The following is a 15313-nucleotide window of genomic DNA, read 5'->3' on the forward strand; positions in this document are numbered from 1 at the left end:
GTCAGCCCCGCGCCGTGACCACCACGTGCGGGCGTGACTCGTGTCCGGGCGCGACCCCGAAACGCCGGTCGAGCTCGGCAACCTCGGGCAGCGGGTCGACCTCCACGGAGGTAAAGCCGGCCTCGCGGAAGACCGCACCGATCTCGGCGGTGTCGGCGGCGGTGGCCAGCGGCAACGCGTCCAGGGTGGTGGGGGAGTAGGTGCGGGTGAAGGCGTCCTCCCCGTCCGCGGAGGGGACCTTCATCGACGGGTCGACACCGTGGGGGAACCAGGTGGCGTCCACGGCGACGACGACCCCGCCGGGGCGCAGCATCCGCCGCCACGCCCGGGCTGCGGTGACCGGGTCAGGCAGCGTCCACAGCACGTAGCGGCTGACCACGGCATCAAGGCGCGCAACGCCGGCAACTCCTCCAACCTGTGGGTCGTGGGCGTCGCCGACCTCGAACCGCGCACCACCGCCGGACGCCGCGGCCACCGCGATCATCCCCGCCGAGCTGTCCACCCCGGTCACCCGGTGCCCGTCGGACGCCAGCAGGTTGGCGAGGTACCCGGAGCCGGTGCCGACGTCCAGCACGTCCAGCACGCCGAGCGCACCACCATCCTGAGCGTCTCCCAGGCGTGACCCGAACACCGTCGACCACAGTTGCCGGTCCAGCGGCGCGCGCGGCCCACTGACCTGGTGGTCGTGGTAGTCGGCGGCGCGGCCAGACCAGTACGAGTCCAGGTGGGACTGCAGGGTGGAGATGCTCACGGCCGACCCACCAGTCCGCGGTCGGTGGCACGGTCGGTGCTGCGGGGGAAGATCAGGGTGATCTCGCCGTCGATGTCCACCCGTGTCACGCGCCGGCCGTAGACGGGTTCCAGGACGGCGGGCACGAGCACCTCGTCCGGAGTCCCCTCGGCGACGACGACGCCACGGTCCAGGACCACGATGTGGGTGCAGTAGCGCGCGGCGAGGTTGAGGTCGTGCAGAACGACCGCGCAGCCGGGCAGTCCGGCGACGAGTTCGAGGATCTCGTGCTGGTAGCGCACGTCGAGGTGGTTGGTGGGTTCGTCGAGCAGGATGTGGCGGGTCTGCTGGGCCAGCGCGCGGGCGATGAGGGCGCGTTGGCGTTCGCCGCCGGAGAGTTCGGCGAGGTCGCGCCGGGCGAGGTCGGTCATGCCGACGGCGTCGAGGGCGCCGGTGACCACGGCACGGTCGTGGTCGCTGGTGCGCGGCAGGCGTCCCTGGTGCGGCAGGCGGCCGAGGGTGACCAGGTCGGCGACGCTCATCGGCATGCCGGAGGACGTCGCGTCACGCTCCTGGGCGACGACGGCGACCGCGCGCGCGGCGTCCGTCTGTCGGCTGCCGTGCCGGCCGCCGCGTAGGTCGGCGCCGTCGAGCAGGACACGCCCGCTGCTCGGCGTCACCGAGCCGTAGAGCGCGCGCAGCAGGGTGGTCTTGCCGGAGCCGTTGGGCCCGACCAGGCCCACTGTGCCCTCGTCGGGCACGGTGAGGTCCACGCCGGCGAGTGCGCGGGTGGCGCCGAAGTCGACGTGCACGTTCTCGGCGGTGATCACGGGTTCTCCTGCAGGTAGGTGGTGAGTTTCTCCAGGCCGTCCACGGCCAGCGGGGTGGGCGGTTCGGCGTAGTTGAGCAGCATCGGCAGGATGTTCTGGGAGCGCCCGGCCGTGGTGCGGTCGATGCCGGGGATCTGGTTGACGGCGTCGAGCACCTGATCCTCCCCACCGTCGGAGTGCAGCGCGAGGATCACGTCCGGGTTGCGTTCCACGATGTCCTCGGCGGTGACCTCGAAGACGCGGTCGGCCTGGTCACCGTAGACGTTGGACGCCCCGGTGGAGGCGACGATCGGGGCGGCCATGGACCCGGCGCCGTAGGCGTAGGTCACGCCGCCGCCGACGGTGGGGTACAGCACGGCGACGCTGCGTCCTGCCGCGGCGTGGGAGGCGGCCTCCTCCTCGACGGCGGCGAGGCGGGCGCGCAGGTCGTCGACGGTGGACGCCGCGGCGTCCTGCCGGTCGAAGACGGTGCCGTAGAGCCCGACTTGGTCCCAGACGTCGTCCCAGGTCACGGGCCCGTCGATGGCGTCGCAGAAGGCGGGTTCCTCGATCAGCGGGATGTCGGAGCTGGCCAGGGTCTGCCGGTTGACGGTGTCGGTCTCCCCGAGCACGAGGTCGGGGGCGGCGGCGACGACCACCTCGCGGGAGATCTGCAGGTGGCCGGACTCGTCGGTCTTGTCGGTGATCGAGGGGATGTCGGCCAGCGCCCGGTTGGTGGCGTCGTCGAAGTACTCCTCGGGGTACTGGCCGGCGCGGTTGGCGACCCGGTCGAGCACGCCGAGGTCGGCGAGGGTGGTCACGGCGGCGGGTTTGAGCAGGGTGACGTTCTCCGGCGGGCCGTCGAGGGTGACGGTGTCGCCGCAGTTCTCCACGGAGATTGCGGCGTCCCCGGCGGCGTCGGTGCTGCCGTTGACGCCGCTGCCGCAGGACGCGAGCAGCAGGGAGGACGCCAGGACCAGCGTGGTGGTCACGGTGGGCGCAGTGGTTGCGGGACGTTTCATGGGGCGACTCCGTGGTGCATGCGGCGGACGAGGATGAGCAGGAAGGGGCCGCCGACGAGGGCGGTGATGATGCCGACGGGGATCTCCTGCGGGGCGAGCAGGGTGCGCGAGCCGATGTCGGCCCAGCACAGCAGGACCGCGCCGAGCAGTGCGCAGACCGGGATCACGGCGCGGTGGGCATCGCCGACGAGGCGTCGGGCGAGGTGCGGGACGACCAGGCCGACGAAGCCGATGGATCCGGCCATCGCCACCACGGTCCCCACCAGCAGGCACGACAGCACGAGCAGCAGGATGCGCATGCGCTCGGGGTTCACGCCGAGGGTGAGGGCGGTGTCGTCGCCGGCGGTGAGGGCGTCGAGGCGGGGGCCGAGGACGAGCAGCAGTGCGGTGACCACCAGCACGACCACCACCACGGCGGCCAGAGGGCCGGACCAGGACGCCAGGCCGAGGGAGCCGAGCAGCCAGAACATCACCGAGCGCGAGGACTCGGCGGAGTCGGAGGCGAAGATCAGGAAACTGGTCAGTGCGGACAGGGCGTAGCCGATGGCGACGCCGGCCATGATCAGGCGGGTCGGGGTGATGCGCCCGCCGGAGCGGGCGACGCCGAAGACGACGAAGGACGCGACGACGGCGCCGAGGAAGGCGCTGGTCTGCAGGACGTAGTCGCCGAGGCCGGCGCCCATCCCCGTCCCGACGCCGGTGAGGATGGCGGTCGCGGCGCCGACGGAGGCGCCGGAGTTCACGCCGAGGACGTAGGGGTCGGCGAGGATGTTGCGCACGGTGGCCTGCAGGACGACCCCGGCGACGGCGAGGCCGGCACCGACGGCGGCCCCGAGGACGGCGCGCGGGGCGCGGATCGTCCAGATGACGGCGTCGTGCCGGGCGAGATCCGTGCCACCCTGCACCTCCAGCCCGGTGCCGAGCAGGTGGTGGGCGAGGATGCGTGCGGAGTCGGCCGGGGAGACGGACACCGAGCCGAAGCAGACGCTGAAGACGAGCGTGACCAGCAGGGCGAGGGTGAGTGCCGCGGTCCAGGAGAGCGCGCGCCGACGTGCGGCGGCGTGGCCGAGGACGTCGGTGCCGGCGTGTGCGGCGCGTCCGGCGCGTCCGGTGGCATCGCTCCCGGGGGATTCTGTGGTGGTCACGGGGGATCACGCTACCGGCCGGGAAGCCTCATTCGCACATTCAAGGGACTATTTGAATGAAGGTTTTACCTGCGGGAAACACGGTGGGTCAGATACCCCGTGGGGTATGTTTGTTCTGTGAGCGAAAATCCATTCAGTGGTGACGGGCGGGGAGCCCACGGTGCGTCGGGGATCTCCCGGAGGCAGGCGAGGGCGATCATCGCGCTTCTCGGCGCGATCGTGGTGCTGGCGGTGGCGGGTCTGGGGGTGTGGTTCGTCCGGCAGGGCGGAGGTGGGGACGACACGTCCGCAGGGGCGGGCGCCGACGCGGGCACGGTCCGTGTCGATGAGGTGGAGGAGGTGGACGAGCGTACCGAGCCGCCTGCTGAACCGGAGGTGGACTCGGTGGCGCTCCTCGAGTCGGCGGGTGTCGAGAGCGTCAACCCTGCGCCGGTCCCGGAGGCGGTCGAGGCCTGGGGCGACTACACGACGTACCGGTCGTGGTCGGGGACGCTCCGAGTCTTCGAGAACGGCGATCCGACACCGCTGCCCGACGAGGACCACGGACGTTTCCCGGCGACGATGAACGGCTGTGGATTGGCGATGTACCTGGTGACCTTCCGCTCGGTGAACGAGGACATCCTGCTCGACGCCCAACTGCTCAACGCCGCCAACACCGTCAGCGCGAGTGAGACTCTCTCCGACGGTTGGATCCTCGCGACGAACTGCATGACGCCCCAGTTCGCCTTCTCCTCCTCGACGGACATCTCGAACCTCGGTGACGTGGCCTACGACGTCACCGAGTACCGGCAGTCGTCGGTGGCGCAGCCTGCCGCGGACGCGGCCACGGTGGATGAGCCGGTGGCCGCCGAGGTGCCGGTCGTCGCGGAGCCGACTCTCGTCGAGTGCGAGAACGGTCTGACGATCATGGGGCTGTACAGCGACGGGATCTGGCGTTCGACACCGGAGTGCGACACCCCGGAGCACAGGCGGTCTGCACAGGCTGAGGGGGTCTGTGGTGGTCTCTACGGCAGGGAGGAACAACCGGAGCTCTGGGCGGAACTCTGCCAGTGAGGCGCCCGGCGCTCTTTATGACTCTTCATGACTCGCCAACTCATAAAGAGTCATAAAATCACCCACTTAGGGGGCTGATGGTCGCCTGTAACGCCGGGGCGTGGACGGCGACGACGGCATCGACGTCCGCCTCCGCCAGTGGTGCGGCCCGGACGACGTAGCGCATCAGGCCGAGGCCGATGAGCTGACTCGCAACCGACGATGCCCTCAGGGCCGCGTCCGGACCATCCAGTCGTGCGGCGATCCGCCCCGTCACCACGTCCTCGGCGAAGTTCAGCAGCGGGGGAGAGGTGGTAGCGGCAGTGCCGGCAGCGCCGCCGAGCGCGCTGCGCACCGCAGCGGTGAATACGTCGCGGTGCGGGTCCCAGGACTCACATAATGTGCGCACCAGCCGCGCACCGAGGTCCTCCAGCGGCCCGTCCAACGCTGTCTCGATCCGGTCCACCGGGTCGAACGGCAGGGCCATCGTGGCCACGAGGAGCCGGGCCTTGTCCCCGAAGTGGTGGTTGATCAGGCTCGGGTTGACCCCGGCGTCACGCGCGATGGACCGGACGGACGCGCCACGGAAACCGTGCGCGGCGAACTGCCGCCGGGCGGCGTCGACGATGTTGCGGCGTGTCTGCCGCGTCCGCGCGGCACCGCCACCACGGGGACGGCCGCGACCGCGGCGTACCTCGGGGCGTCCCTCCTGACGTCCTTCGCCGCTCATGCGGTGCGACGCCGCAGCGTGAGGGCGGCGAGCGCCACCGAGACCACGGTGAAACCGAGCACCACGGCGAGGTCCACGGTGAAGTCGGCGTTCCAGCCGGACACGTGGGTCAGGCGGGTGAAGGAGTCGGCGGCGTAGCTCAACGGCAGGACGTCGGAGATGCGGGTCAGCACCACGGCCATGCTGTCGCGCGGGGCGAGCAACCCGCACAACAGCAGCTGCGGGATCACCACCAACGGCATGAACTGGACGGCCTGGAACTCCGTCCGGGCGAAGGCGGACGCCAGCAGTCCCAGTGAGGTGCCCAGCAGGGCGTTGGCGACGGCGAACACGACCAGCACCCACGGGGAGTCGACCTCCAGCCCGAGGAACAGGATGCCCACGGCGGAGGTCACCGTGGCCTGCACCAGCCCGGCCGCACCGAAGGCGAGGGCGTAGCCGGCGATGAACTCCCCGCGACGCAGGCGGGTGGTCAGCAGGCGTTCCAGCGTGCCGGAGGTGCGCTCGCGGACCATGGTCACAGAGGTCAGCAGGAACATGAGGATGAAGTGGAACAGTCCGAGCATCTGCGGACCCACCTGCTGGAAGGTCGCCGGGCTGTCGTCGAAGACGTACCTGAACAGGCACAACAACACCGACGGCAGGACGAGGACGAGGGCCAGCGTGCGTGGGTCGTGCAGCAGCTGCGCGGCCACGCGTCGCGCGGTGGCGAGGGTGCGTGTCATGGTGCGGTCCTTCCTGTGTCTCTTGTGCCTTCGGTGCCTTCGGCGAGTGCGAGGAAGGCCTGCTCGAGGTCGTCCTGCCCGGTGCGTCGGCGCAGTTCGTCCGGCGTGGCGTCGGCGATCAGCTGTCCTTCGCGCAACAGCAGCACGCGGTCGCACCGGGCGGCCTCGTCCATGACGTGGCTGGACACCAGCAGCGTTCTTCCCCGGTGGGCGAGGTCGGTGAACAGCGCCCAGAGGTCGCGGCGCAGGACGGGGTCCAGACCCACGGTGGGTTCGTCGAGCAGGTACAGCTCGGCATCGCCGAGCAGGGCGGCCGCGAGGGAGACGCGCGTGCGTTGGCCGCCGGAGAGGCTGCCGGTCAGGTCGCCCTCCCGGCCGGTCAGTCCCACGCTGGCGACCGCCGCGTCGACGGCGTCCTGCCCGACCCCGCTGAGCCGGGCGAAGTAGCGGAGGTTCTGGGCCACGGTGAGGTCCGGGTAGACGGAGCTGGCCTGGGTCACGTACGCCACGCGTGCGCGGTTCGTGGCGTTGCCCGCCGGCTCCCCGAGCACGGTGACTGAACCCGATTGGATGATCTGGATACCGGCGATGGCCCCGATCAGGGTGGTCTTCCCGCAGCCGCTGGGGCCGAGGATGCCCGTGATGGTGCCGGCCGGGAGTGTGAGCTCGAGGCCGGTGAGGACGCGGTGCTTCCCGCGGGTCACGTGGAGGTCGGTGACGGTGACGGCTGGTTTATTCACCATGTGTTTAATATATGGCACTCATTCATCCGGGGCAACGGTTCTTGCTGTGTCTTCTCGGTGTCTTCCCTGCGTGTACTCCGCCGGGTTTCGCTACAGTACGGAGTCATGAGCGGGGCACAGGAGAGCAGGGACACAGGCGACACCGGTGTTGCCCGCATGCGCGAACTCTCCGACGACTGGGCGGAGACCTTCCGCCTGCTCGGCGACCCCACCCGGCTGCGGCTGCTCACCGTCCTGCACTACGAGGGGCCCGGCACGTTGAGCATGTCGGAGCTCGCTGAGCGCGCCGGGGTGCGAACCGCCACGGCCTCGGCGGCGTTGCGGCTGCTCACCACGGCCGGCATCGTGACGGCCACGCGGGACGGAAGGATGATGCGCTACGCGCTCACCGACGAGCGCGTCCACCGCCTGCTGCACCACCTCGGCGGCACGCACGCGCACCACACGCACGAGGAAGACTGAGCACCTGCCGTGAGCTGGCTGCTGCTCCTCGCCGGGTTCGCCGTCCTCGTCGTGGGCGGCGAGCTTCTGGTGCGTGGGGCCTCGGCACTGTCCGCGCGTATGGGGATCTCCCCGATGGTCGTCGGGCTCACCGTGGTGGCGATCGGCAGCAGCCTGCCGGAGCTGGCCGTCGGCGTCGACGCCGCGGTGCGTGGCAGTCCCGGCCTGGTGACCGGCAACATCGTGGGCACAAACATCGTCAACCTGCTGCTCGTGCTCGGGTTGGCCGCGGCGATCCAGCCGATCATCACCGCACGCCAGATGCTGCGCCTGGACCTGCCGGCCGTCGCCGCGGCGGCGGTCCTGCTGCTCGTGCTCTCCCTCGGCGGCTCGCTGACCTGGCCCGCCGGCGTCCTCCTGCTGCTCGTCGGGGTGGCGTACACCGCCACGATCCTCTGGTACACGAAGCGGTCGCGCGCGCAGGAACTGTCGCGGCAGGCCGCCCAGGTCCAGACGGTGGAGACGACAGACACACAGGACGCGCCGCCCGCCGGCTGGCGGCGCGGCGCGGTGGACGCCGTCCTGCTGCTCGGGGGTATCGTCCTGGTGATCCTCGGTGCGGACTGGCTGGTCACCGGTGCCGTCGACATCGCCTCGGAGCTCGGGGTGTCCGACGCCCTGATCGGCCTGACGATCGTGGCGGTCGGCACCTCCGCCCCGGAGCTGGTGACCACGGTGGTGGCCACGCTGCGCGGTCAGGCGTCCATGGCGGTCGGCAACCTCATCGGATCCAGCGTGTACAACATCGTGTTCATCCTCGGCGCCACGGTGCTGGTCGCCCCGGACGCCATCCCGGTGCCGGACGAGGTGCTGCGGGTCGACATGCCGGTGCTCGTGGTGGTCTCGCTGCTGGTGGTCCTGATGTTCCGGACCGGCCGCAGGATGAGCCGCTGGGAGGGGCTGCTGCTGGTGGCGTTCTACGCCGTCTACCTGACCTACCTGCTGCTCGCAAGGGTGTGACCGGCACGGGCACACGCATGCCGGCACAGTCCGTATCCTCGAACCTGCACATCATTCTCGTACCGAGGAGGTCGAGCACCATGAGCACCATCACCACACGTGACGGGGTGAACCTGCACGTCGACGACAGTGGGGAGGCAGGTGACCTGGGACGCACCGTCGTGCTGATCCACGGTTGGCCGTTGTCCGCGGAGTCCTGGTCGGCGCAGACGGAGGTCCTGCGCAAGGAGGGCTACCGCGTGGTCGCCTACGACCGTCGCGGGTTCGGACGCTCCGGCAAGCCGGACGACCCGGAATCCGCCTACGGTTACGACACCCTCGCCCGCGACCTCGAGGACGTGCTCACCGCCCTCGAGCTCACCGACGTGACGCTGGTGGGCTTCTCGATGGGTGGCGGCGAGGTCGCCCGCTACTTCAGCGTGGGCGACCCCTCGCGGATCCGCAGCGTGGTGTTCGCCGCGGCGGTGCCGCCGTTCATGATGAACGGCGACGACAACCCGGACGGTCCGCTTACCCAGGACGCCGCGAAGGGCATGGAGGACGGCCTGCGCGCCGACCGCGACGCCTTCTTCGAGGACTTCACCACCGGTTTCTACTCCGTCGGCGACGACCTCAAGGTCAGCGAGGCGACCAGGAAGGAGGCGGTGCGCCTGGCGCAGCAGAGCGACCAGGACGCCGCCCTCGGCTGCATGGAGGCGTTCGGCACCACCGACTTCCGCGATGACCTGCCGAAGATCGAGGTGCCGGCGTTGATCATCCACGGGGACTCCGACGACATCGTGCCGTTCGAGGGGTCCGGCAAGCGCACCGCCGAGGCCGTCGCGCACAGCAGGACGACCGTGATCCAGGGCGCGCCCCACGGGTTGAACGACAGCCACGCCGCGGAGTTCAACGCCTCGTTGCTGGAGTTCCTCGCCGACTGAGCTACGCGAACTGCCGCTCCACCGACTCGACGAGCCAGCGGGTGTACTTCTCCATCGACCATCCCGAGCCAAGGACGAGCTGGCGGTGGGCTTCCGGGGCCCACAGGAAGGACAGCTCGTCGGCGAAGTCGTCGAGTTCTCGTTCGTTGGCGCGCCAGGCGACCAGCCCTCTGCTGATGAGGGAGGTCGCGAGCGCACGGTAGTCGTCGCGCCGACGGGCGAGCAGCTTGCCCACCGAGTCGGCGATCTTGTCGTCCGAGGTGGCTGCGCTGAGGAGTTCGCCCCACAGCATGCTGGTGCGTGCGTTCGCTGCGGCCACGAGGGAGGCGGCGGCCTCCAGGTACTTTCCCTCGTCGGGGTCCGCGGCGATTCGGGGTGCGTCCTCGTTGTCTGCGGGGGAGCGCTGGCCCTCGCTGCCCGCGTAGGCCTGTTGGAAGGACGCCAGAAGGAGTTCCCTCTTGCGGCCGACGCTCAGCACGGCGTCGATGGAGACCTTGGCCTCCCTGGCGATGTGCGTCAGGGTGGTTCCTGGGTAGCCGTTGGTGGAGTAGCAGGCTGCCGCGGCATCGAGGATGCGCCGCCGGAGCCTGGCTACGCGGTTGGCACGAAGGGCCGAGCCGAAACTGCGGATGCTGGGAGACAAATCGATTCACCTCAGTGGTCAATCCGGCGGGATGGTTGATTCACGAGAACGCCATCCGACGCTAGCACCGCGGAGTTACGTGCGGCGCCGCTCATCCTTTCCGCTACCCCCCTCAGCCGAGGCTTTTATACCGGCGGTCACCGCCGGGGAGTTCCTCCGGTACCTCTCTCGACGGGGCCTCCCACAGCACACCGAAAGAAGCGTTTAATGGAGAGGGCACTTAAGTTTCCCGACACAACAGGAGCTGACATGACCGACAACACCGAGAACACCGAGAACACCGAGAGCTCAGCGAACACCGGCTGGACCGGCGGGCAGAACGCCTTCGGCGACTTTGCTCCCGGCATGGTGCACTACACCGACAAGGTGCTGTTCGACGAGGTCTGGGAGCGTGAGGGGCTGTCCAAGCGCGACCGCAGCCTGGTCACCATCTCCGCGCTGACCGCGCTGGGCAAGATGGACCAGCTGCAGTTCCACCTCGACTTCGCGCGGCAGAACGGGGTCACCGACGAGGAGCTCAAGGAGGCCCTGCTGCAGCTGTCGTTCTACGCGGGCTGGCCCAACGGCATGGGTGCGACGGGCGTGCTGAAGAACATCATCGAAGGGGACAGCTGACCGCGTCCCCCGTGTTTCCGGGGGGTTAAAATTCGGCGGCCCCGTCCCCGCCGACGGCAGTGCGCCGCTACCGTTGGGTGGGTACGCAGCACGCACTGACCCCCGCATAAACCCCCGCATAAACCCCAAGGACGCACCGTGGATCTCACCCCCCGGGAGCAGGACAAGCTCCTCATCTTCACCGCCGCCGAGGTCGCCCGCAGGCGCCGGGGCCGGGGGCTCACGCTCAACGTCCCGGAGGCGACGGCGCTGATCAGCGAGGCGGTCATCGAGGCCGCGCGCGACGGCCGGACCGTCGCCGAGGCGATGGAGGTCGGCACGCAGGTGCTTGGGCACTCGGACGTGCAGGACGGGGTGCGCGAGCGCCTGTCGTTGATCCAGGTGGAGGCCACCTTCCCGGACGGGACGAAGCTGGTCAGCGTCCACGACCCGATCGGCCTGTGAGCGTGGGGATGCATTCCGTCACCGTCCTCTACGCCGGCGCCGAGGCGCCGTCCCCGGCCGTCCTGCAGGACGCCACGGGCGTGCCGGTGGTCACCGGCCCGCGCGAGCTCGCGCGCCATGCCGAGCAGGCCAAGACGCAGGACGCCGCGCTGGTCGTCGTCCCGGCGGGGACGGGCCGGGCGCTGACGTCGGTGACGCAGGCGGCGCAGGCGTTGGCGTGGGAGCGCCGCTCCGGCACGACGGTGGTGCTCGGCCCGTCGTTGATCGACGGCACGCGGGCGATCGCCGAGATGCGCCGTCACCTGCGCGCCTCGGCCAAGGACCACGACGCGGTGCTGTTCACCGCCAACACGGTCGACCCCTTCGCCGACGCCGAGCTGCTGCGCCGGGTGCGTCTGGCCCAGCAGTTCTCCGAGGACCTGCTGGTGGAGGTCGCCTTCGAGGGCTCGTGGCCGTCGGTGGACACCGCCCGTGAACGGCTGCGGCTGCTCGGGGCGACACGGGTGGCGAAGGTACGCGCGGACCTGGGGCAGGACGACTCGGCGACCCCGCTGTTCCGCTCCTCGTCGTTGGCCACGGCCGCATCAAGGGCCTCGCACACCGCGCTGCACCAGTTGGTCGACCACCACGACGACGGCGTCGCCGCCGGACTGCTCGCCGACCACGCCACCGGTTTCGCCCACTCCCACGGCGACGAGGACGGCCATTCGCACGGCCACTCCCACTCGCACGGCCACCATCACCATCACTAGGAGACCCACATGTCCGGATCCGCCAGTTACGGCCTGGCCCCCGACCAGCCGGCCACCGTCGAGCTGAACGCGGGGCGCCGCACGACCACCCTGCGGGTGTCCAACACCGGCGACCGTGCGGTGCAGGTCGGCTCGCACTACCACTTCCTCGAGGTCAACCCGGCCCTCGAGTTCGACAGGGAGGCCGCCTGGGGCATGCACCTGGCCGTGCCGTCCGGCCTGGCGGTGCGTTTCGAACCCGGCGACACCCGCGAGGTCGAGCTCGTCGACTTCGGCGGCCGGCGCGTCCTGCACGGTTTCGCCGGACTCGTCGAGGGCCCGCTGGACGACCCGGCGGTGAAGGCCCGCGCCCTGGCGGACCTGCCGGGGTTCCTCGCCACCAACGACGAGCTGGAGACACACCCATGAGCAGCATCGACCGGTCCCGCTACACGGAGATCTACGGCCCCACCACAGGCGACACCGTGACCCTGGCGGACACCTGCCTCACCGTGCGCATCGAGCACGACCACCTGGCCGGCGCCTACGGCGACGAGTCGGTCTACGGCGGCGGCAAGGCCGTGCGCGACGGCATGGCGCAGGACCCCACCGCCACGGCGGCGTCCGGTGCACTCGACACCGTGATCACCGGCACCATCGTGCTGGACGCCGTCGCCGGGGTGGTCAAGGGCGACGTCGGCATCCGCGACGGCCGCATCGTGAAGATCGGCAAGGCCGGCAACCCGAACACCCAGGACGGGGTCGACCCGGAGCTGGTCATCGGCCCGGGCACCGAGGTCATCGCAGGTGAGCACCGCATCCTCACCGCCGGCGGGGTGGACACCCACATCCACTACATCACCCCGCAGCAGGCCGAGCACGGTCTGGCCAACGGCGTCACCACCTTCTTCGGCGGCGGCACCGGCCCGGCCGAGGGCACCCTGGGGACCACGTGCACGCCCGGGCCGTCCGGCGTGCAGTTCATGCTGCGTGCCGCCGAGGGGATGCCGGTCAACACCGGTTTCCTGGGCAAGGGGTCCGGCTCGCTGCCAGAGGCCCTGGCCGAGCAGGTCCGTGGCGGGGCGGCGGGCCTGAAGATCCACGAGGACTGGGGCGCGACCCCGGCCACGATCCGCAACGCCATGGACGTCTGCGACGAGTTCGACGTGCAGCTGGCCATCCACACCGACACCCTCAACGAGGGCGGCTTCTTCGAGTCCACCGCCCGGGCCTTCAAGGGCCGCCCTGTGCACACCTTCCACTCCGAGGGTGCCGGCGGCGGGCACGCCCCCGACATCCTGCGCGTCACCGGCATGGCGAACGTGCTGCCGGCGTCGACCAACCCCACGCTGCCGTACACGGTGAACTCGGTGGAGGAGCTGCTGGACATGGTGATGGTCTGCCACCACCTGTCCCACGACATCCCGGAGGACGTCGCCTTCGCCGACTCGCGCGTGCGCGCCGAGACCATCGCCGCGGAGACCGTGCTGCACGACCTCGGCATCATCAGCATCTTCAGCTCCGACTCGCAGGCCATGGGCCGGGTGGGGGAGTCGTGGATCCGGGCCTTCCAGACCGCCCACCACTGCCGTGATCAGCTCGGCGCGCTGACGGAGGACGCCGGCAGCGGCGCGGACAATGCCCGCGTCCTGCGCTACCTGGCGAAGATGACGATCAACCCGGCCATCGCCCAGGGCATCGGCGCCCACGTCGGCAGCATCGAACCGGGCAAGCTCGCCGACCTGGTGCTGTGGCCGGTGGACTCCTTCGCGGCGAAACCACGCCTGGTGCTGCGGCAGGGGCGCATCGCCTACGCGCAGATGGGCGACCCGAACGCCTCGTTGGCGACCCCGCAGCCGGTGGTCTACCGCCACCAGTTCGCCAACTACGGCACCGCCCTGCAGGACACCCGGGTGACGTTCATGTCCGCCGCCGCCATCGAGGCCGGCGTGCCCGAACAGCTCGGCCTGACCTCCACCGTCCTGCCCGTCGCCGGCACCCGCGACATCGGCAAGAAGGACATGGTGCGCAACGACCGGCTCGCCGAGATCGTCGTGGACCCGGACACCTACGAGGTCACCGTGGACGGCGAGCCCGCCACGATCGCCCCGGCGACCGAGCTGCCGCTGGCGCAGCGGTTCTTCCTGTTCTGATGGTCGCGGTGCAACCGTTTCTGCAGGCGTTGACCTACGCCGACTCCGCCTACCCGTCGGGACGCTACACCCTGTCCCACGGGCTGGAAGGGCTGGTGCAGGCCGGACGCGTGCGCGGGACGGCCCAGGTCTCCGACGTGCTGGCCGAGCACCTGCGCCACACCGCCGCCCCGGGCGACGGGGTCGCCACCGCGGTGGCGGTGCTCACCGACGACCTTCCCACCCTGCTCACCGTCGACCACGAGCTCTCCGCGACGAAGGTCACCGGCGAGCTGCGCCGTGCGTCCACCCGCGTGGGACGCCAGCTGCTGCTGGTCACCGGCCAGGTCGAGGAGCAGCTCGGCGGAACGCAGCCGGACGTCCTGCGCGCCTACGCCGCGGCCGTCGCGGCGAAGGAGGCGCCCGGCAACCAGGCCGTCGCCGCCGGGGTGGTACACGCGTCCCACGGCATGGACGCGGTCACCGCGGTGGCCACCGAACTCACCGGCCTCGCCGTCGGCTGGGCCGGTGCCGCCCTGCGCCTGCGCCAGTGCGACCACGTGGGTGCGCAGGTCGCGATCACCGCCGCGCACCCGGTGATCGCCGAGCTCAGCGCACGCTGCGCCGACACCGCCGCCGGGCTGCTGGCGTCCGGCGACTGGCGGCTGCTGGGACGCGCGAGCCCCGGCAGCGACCTCGCCTCCGCCGCGCACGAGTCCGCCCCCGCCCGACTGTTCATGAGTTAGCAAGAGTTAGCAAGAGTTAACAAGGAGACCCACATGAGTACACCCGACCCCGTCACCGGATCCGGTTCACCGCTGCGTATCGGCATCGGCGGCCCCGTCGGTTCCGGCAAGACCGCCCTGATCGAGGCGCTCGTCCCACGGTTCGTGGCGACGGGGCGCAACGTCGGGGTGATCACCAACGACATCTACACCCAGGAGGACGCGATGCACGTCCGCCGGGAGCTCGCGGGCGTGATCGACCCGGACGTGGTCGTCGGTGTGGAGACCGGATCCTGCCCGCACACCGCGGTGCGCGACGACCCGACGATGAACCTGATGACCGCCGCGGACCTGCTCGACGAGCACCCGGAGATCGACACCTTGTTCTTCGAGTCCGGCGGCGACAACCTCACGCTCACCTTCTCCCCGGCGCTGGTGGACGTGTTCGTGTTCGTGCTCGACACCGCCGAGGGGCAGAAGATGCCGAAGAAGCGGGGCCCGGGCATCACCGAGTCCGACATCCTGGTGATCAACAAGACCGACATCGCCCAGTACGTGCGCTGCGACCTGACGGTGATGAACGCCGACGCCGTCGACGTGCGCGACGGCAACCCCGTGGTGCTCACCGACTGCTTCTCCGGGCAGGGTGTGGAGGAACTCCAGCAGAAGCTCGAGGGCTTCAGGGCGTGACACAGGGTTTGTC

General features: G+C 70.4%; 19 protein-coding genes. 11 read left to right on the forward strand and 8 right to left on the reverse strand.

The genetic code is table 11. From position 1 onward, the window contains the following. Window position 1 precedes the first annotated feature (1 nt). The 4 genes from ACT3UN_RS01645 to ACT3UN_RS01660 are packed head-to-tail and all read right to left on the reverse strand — an operon-like array spanning window position 2 to window position 3706. A complete protein-coding gene (locus tag ACT3UN_RS01645; RefSeq protein ID WP_444655932.1) occupies window positions 2-751 on the reverse strand; it encodes a class I SAM-dependent methyltransferase in 750 nt (249 codons plus the stop codon). Then, complete coding sequence (locus tag ACT3UN_RS01650) at window positions 748-1560, reverse strand: ABC transporter ATP-binding protein (RefSeq protein WP_444655934.1); 813 nt, start codon at window positions 1558-1560, stop codon at window positions 748-750. Before ACT3UN_RS01650 ends, ACT3UN_RS01645 begins: the two co-directional genes overlap by 4 nt. Beyond that, window positions 1557-2561, reverse strand: a complete 1005-nt coding sequence (locus ACT3UN_RS01655; protein WP_444655936.1) for an ABC transporter substrate-binding protein — start codon at window positions 2559-2561, stop codon at window positions 1557-1559. Before ACT3UN_RS01655 ends, ACT3UN_RS01650 begins: the two co-directional genes overlap by 4 nt. Further along, a complete protein-coding gene (locus tag ACT3UN_RS01660) occupies window positions 2558-3706 on the reverse strand; it encodes a FecCD family ABC transporter permease (RefSeq protein ID WP_444655938.1) in 1149 nt (382 codons plus the stop codon). Before ACT3UN_RS01660 ends, ACT3UN_RS01655 begins: the two co-directional genes overlap by 4 nt. A gap of 117 nt (window positions 3707-3823) precedes the next feature. Here ACT3UN_RS01660 and ACT3UN_RS01665 point away from each other — a divergent pair, with 117 nt between their 5' ends. Beyond that, complete coding sequence (locus ACT3UN_RS01665) at window positions 3824-4759, forward strand: hypothetical protein (RefSeq protein ID WP_444655940.1); 936 nt, start codon at window positions 3824-3826, stop codon at window positions 4757-4759. A gap of 58 nt (window positions 4760-4817) precedes the next feature. Here the strand turns inward: ACT3UN_RS01665 and ACT3UN_RS01670 are convergent, their stop codons facing one another. From ACT3UN_RS01670 to ACT3UN_RS01680, 3 genes are read right to left on the reverse strand one after another with little or no spacing between them, the layout of a single operon-like run. After that, complete coding sequence (locus ACT3UN_RS01670; RefSeq protein WP_444655942.1) at window positions 4818-5468, reverse strand: TetR/AcrR family transcriptional regulator; 651 nt, start codon at window positions 5466-5468, stop codon at window positions 4818-4820. Continuing rightward, window positions 5465-6193 carry an ABC transporter permease gene (locus ACT3UN_RS01675; protein WP_444655944.1) on the reverse strand — a complete coding sequence of 243 codons (729 nt, stop codon included), beginning with the start codon at window positions 6191-6193 and terminating at the stop codon, window positions 5465-5467. The genes ACT3UN_RS01670 and ACT3UN_RS01675 overlap by 4 nt, the downstream gene beginning before the upstream one ends. Then, window positions 6190-6936, reverse strand: a complete 747-nt coding sequence (locus ACT3UN_RS01680; protein ID WP_444655946.1) for an ABC transporter ATP-binding protein — start codon at window positions 6934-6936, stop codon at window positions 6190-6192. Before ACT3UN_RS01680 ends, ACT3UN_RS01675 begins: the two co-directional genes overlap by 4 nt. Window positions 6937-7041: 105 nt before the next feature. Here ACT3UN_RS01680 and ACT3UN_RS01685 point away from each other — a divergent pair, with 105 nt between their 5' ends. The 3 genes from ACT3UN_RS01685 to ACT3UN_RS01695 all read left to right on the forward strand — a co-directional run bounded on the left by ACT3UN_RS01685 (window position 7042) and on the right by ACT3UN_RS01695 (window position 9320). Next, the gene (locus ACT3UN_RS01685; RefSeq protein ID WP_441579037.1) at window positions 7042-7398 is read left to right on the forward strand and encodes an ArsR/SmtB family transcription factor; all 357 of its coding nucleotides are present in this window, start codon (window positions 7042-7044) and stop codon (window positions 7396-7398) included. A 9-nt stretch (window positions 7399-7407) separates the two neighbouring features. After that, window positions 7408-8397 carry a calcium/sodium antiporter gene (locus ACT3UN_RS01690; RefSeq protein WP_444655948.1) on the forward strand — a complete coding sequence of 330 codons (990 nt, stop codon included), beginning with the start codon at window positions 7408-7410 and terminating at the stop codon, window positions 8395-8397. Between the two features lie 80 nt (window positions 8398-8477). Beyond that, complete coding sequence (locus ACT3UN_RS01695) at window positions 8478-9320, forward strand: alpha/beta fold hydrolase (protein WP_444655950.1); 843 nt, start codon at window positions 8478-8480, stop codon at window positions 9318-9320. 1 nt (window position 9321) lies between these two features. On the opposite strand, the gene ACT3UN_RS01700 is transcribed toward ACT3UN_RS01695, so the two are convergent. After that, window positions 9322-9963, reverse strand: coding sequence for a TetR/AcrR family transcriptional regulator (locus tag ACT3UN_RS01700; RefSeq protein WP_444655952.1), 642 nt, complete (start codon window positions 9961-9963; stop codon window positions 9322-9324). A gap of 249 nt (window positions 9964-10212) precedes the next feature. On the opposite strand from ACT3UN_RS01700, the gene ACT3UN_RS01705 reads away from it, so the two are divergent. The 7 genes from ACT3UN_RS01705 (at window position 10213) to ureG (ending at window position 15300) form a co-directional block, all read left to right on the forward strand. Continuing rightward, window positions 10213-10578: a carboxymuconolactone decarboxylase family protein gene (locus ACT3UN_RS01705; protein WP_444655954.1), complete on the forward strand. Its 366-nt coding sequence runs from the start codon at window positions 10213-10215 to the stop codon at window positions 10576-10578. Window positions 10579-10716: 138 nt separating this feature from the next. Continuing rightward, window positions 10717-11022: an urease subunit gamma gene (locus ACT3UN_RS01710; protein ID WP_441582387.1), complete on the forward strand. Its 306-nt coding sequence runs from the start codon at window positions 10717-10719 to the stop codon at window positions 11020-11022. Window positions 11023-11030: 8 nt separating this feature from the next. Beyond that, window positions 11031-11774: a hypothetical protein gene (locus ACT3UN_RS01715; RefSeq protein ID WP_444655956.1), complete on the forward strand. Its 744-nt coding sequence runs from the start codon at window positions 11031-11033 to the stop codon at window positions 11772-11774. Window positions 11775-11783: 9 nt separating this feature from the next. Beyond that, complete coding sequence (locus tag ACT3UN_RS01720) at window positions 11784-12182, forward strand: urease subunit beta (protein ID WP_441579043.1); 399 nt, start codon at window positions 11784-11786, stop codon at window positions 12180-12182. Further along, entirely contained in the window at window positions 12179-13906 is a 1728-nt protein-coding gene (ureC, locus tag ACT3UN_RS01725) for an urease subunit alpha (RefSeq protein WP_444655958.1), read from the forward strand. Before ACT3UN_RS01720 ends, ureC begins: the two co-directional genes overlap by 4 nt. Continuing rightward, a complete protein-coding gene (locus ACT3UN_RS01730; RefSeq protein WP_444655960.1) occupies window positions 13906-14631 on the forward strand; it encodes an urease accessory protein UreF in 726 nt (241 codons plus the stop codon). The genes ureC and ACT3UN_RS01730 overlap by 1 nt, the downstream gene beginning before the upstream one ends. A gap of 33 nt (window positions 14632-14664) precedes the next feature. Next, window positions 14665-15300 carry an urease accessory protein UreG gene (ureG, locus tag ACT3UN_RS01735; protein WP_444655962.1) on the forward strand — a complete coding sequence of 212 codons (636 nt, stop codon included), beginning with the start codon at window positions 14665-14667 and terminating at the stop codon, window positions 15298-15300. Window positions 15301-15313 lie beyond the last annotated feature (13 nt).

It is taken from the genome of Corynebacterium sp. AOP12-C2-36 (assembly GCF_052379185.1).
Lineage (GTDB): Bacteria > Actinomycetota > Actinomycetes > Mycobacteriales > Mycobacteriaceae > Corynebacterium.

Excerpts from the sequence above, each read along its gene's own strand:
- ACT3UN_RS01730 (WP_444655960.1), top strand. The coding sequence starts at position 13,906 with ATGGTCGCGGTGCAACCGTTTCTGCAGGCGTTGACCTACGCCGACTCC.
- ACT3UN_RS01685 (WP_441579037.1), top strand. The coding sequence starts at position 7,042 with ATGAGCGGGGCACAGGAGAGCAGGGACACAGGCGACACCGGTGTTGCC.
- ACT3UN_RS01705 (WP_444655954.1), top strand. The coding sequence starts at position 10,213 with ATGACCGACAACACCGAGAACACCGAGAACACCGAGAGCTCAGCGAAC.
- ACT3UN_RS01720 (WP_441579043.1), top strand. The coding sequence starts at position 11,784 with ATGTCCGGATCCGCCAGTTACGGCCTGGCCCCCGACCAGCCGGCCACC.
- ACT3UN_RS01675 (WP_444655944.1), bottom strand. The coding sequence starts at position 6,193 with ATGACACGCACCCTCGCCACCGCGCGACGCGTGGCCGCGCAGCTGCTG.
- ureC (WP_444655958.1), top strand. The coding sequence starts at position 12,179 with ATGAGCAGCATCGACCGGTCCCGCTACACGGAGATCTACGGCCCCACC.
- ACT3UN_RS01670 (WP_444655942.1), bottom strand. The coding sequence starts at position 5,468 with ATGAGCGGCGAAGGACGTCAGGAGGGACGCCCCGAGGTACGCCGCGGT.
- ACT3UN_RS01680 (WP_444655946.1), bottom strand. The coding sequence starts at position 6,936 with ATGGTGAATAAACCAGCCGTCACCGTCACCGACCTCCACGTGACCCGC.
- ACT3UN_RS01695 (WP_444655950.1), top strand. The coding sequence starts at position 8,478 with ATGAGCACCATCACCACACGTGACGGGGTGAACCTGCACGTCGACGAC.
- ACT3UN_RS01715 (WP_444655956.1), top strand. The coding sequence starts at position 11,031 with ATGCATTCCGTCACCGTCCTCTACGCCGGCGCCGAGGCGCCGTCCCCG.
- ureG (WP_444655962.1), top strand. The coding sequence starts at position 14,665 with ATGAGTACACCCGACCCCGTCACCGGATCCGGTTCACCGCTGCGTATC.
- ACT3UN_RS01655 (WP_444655936.1), bottom strand. The coding sequence starts at position 2,561 with ATGAAACGTCCCGCAACCACTGCGCCCACCGTGACCACCACGCTGGTC.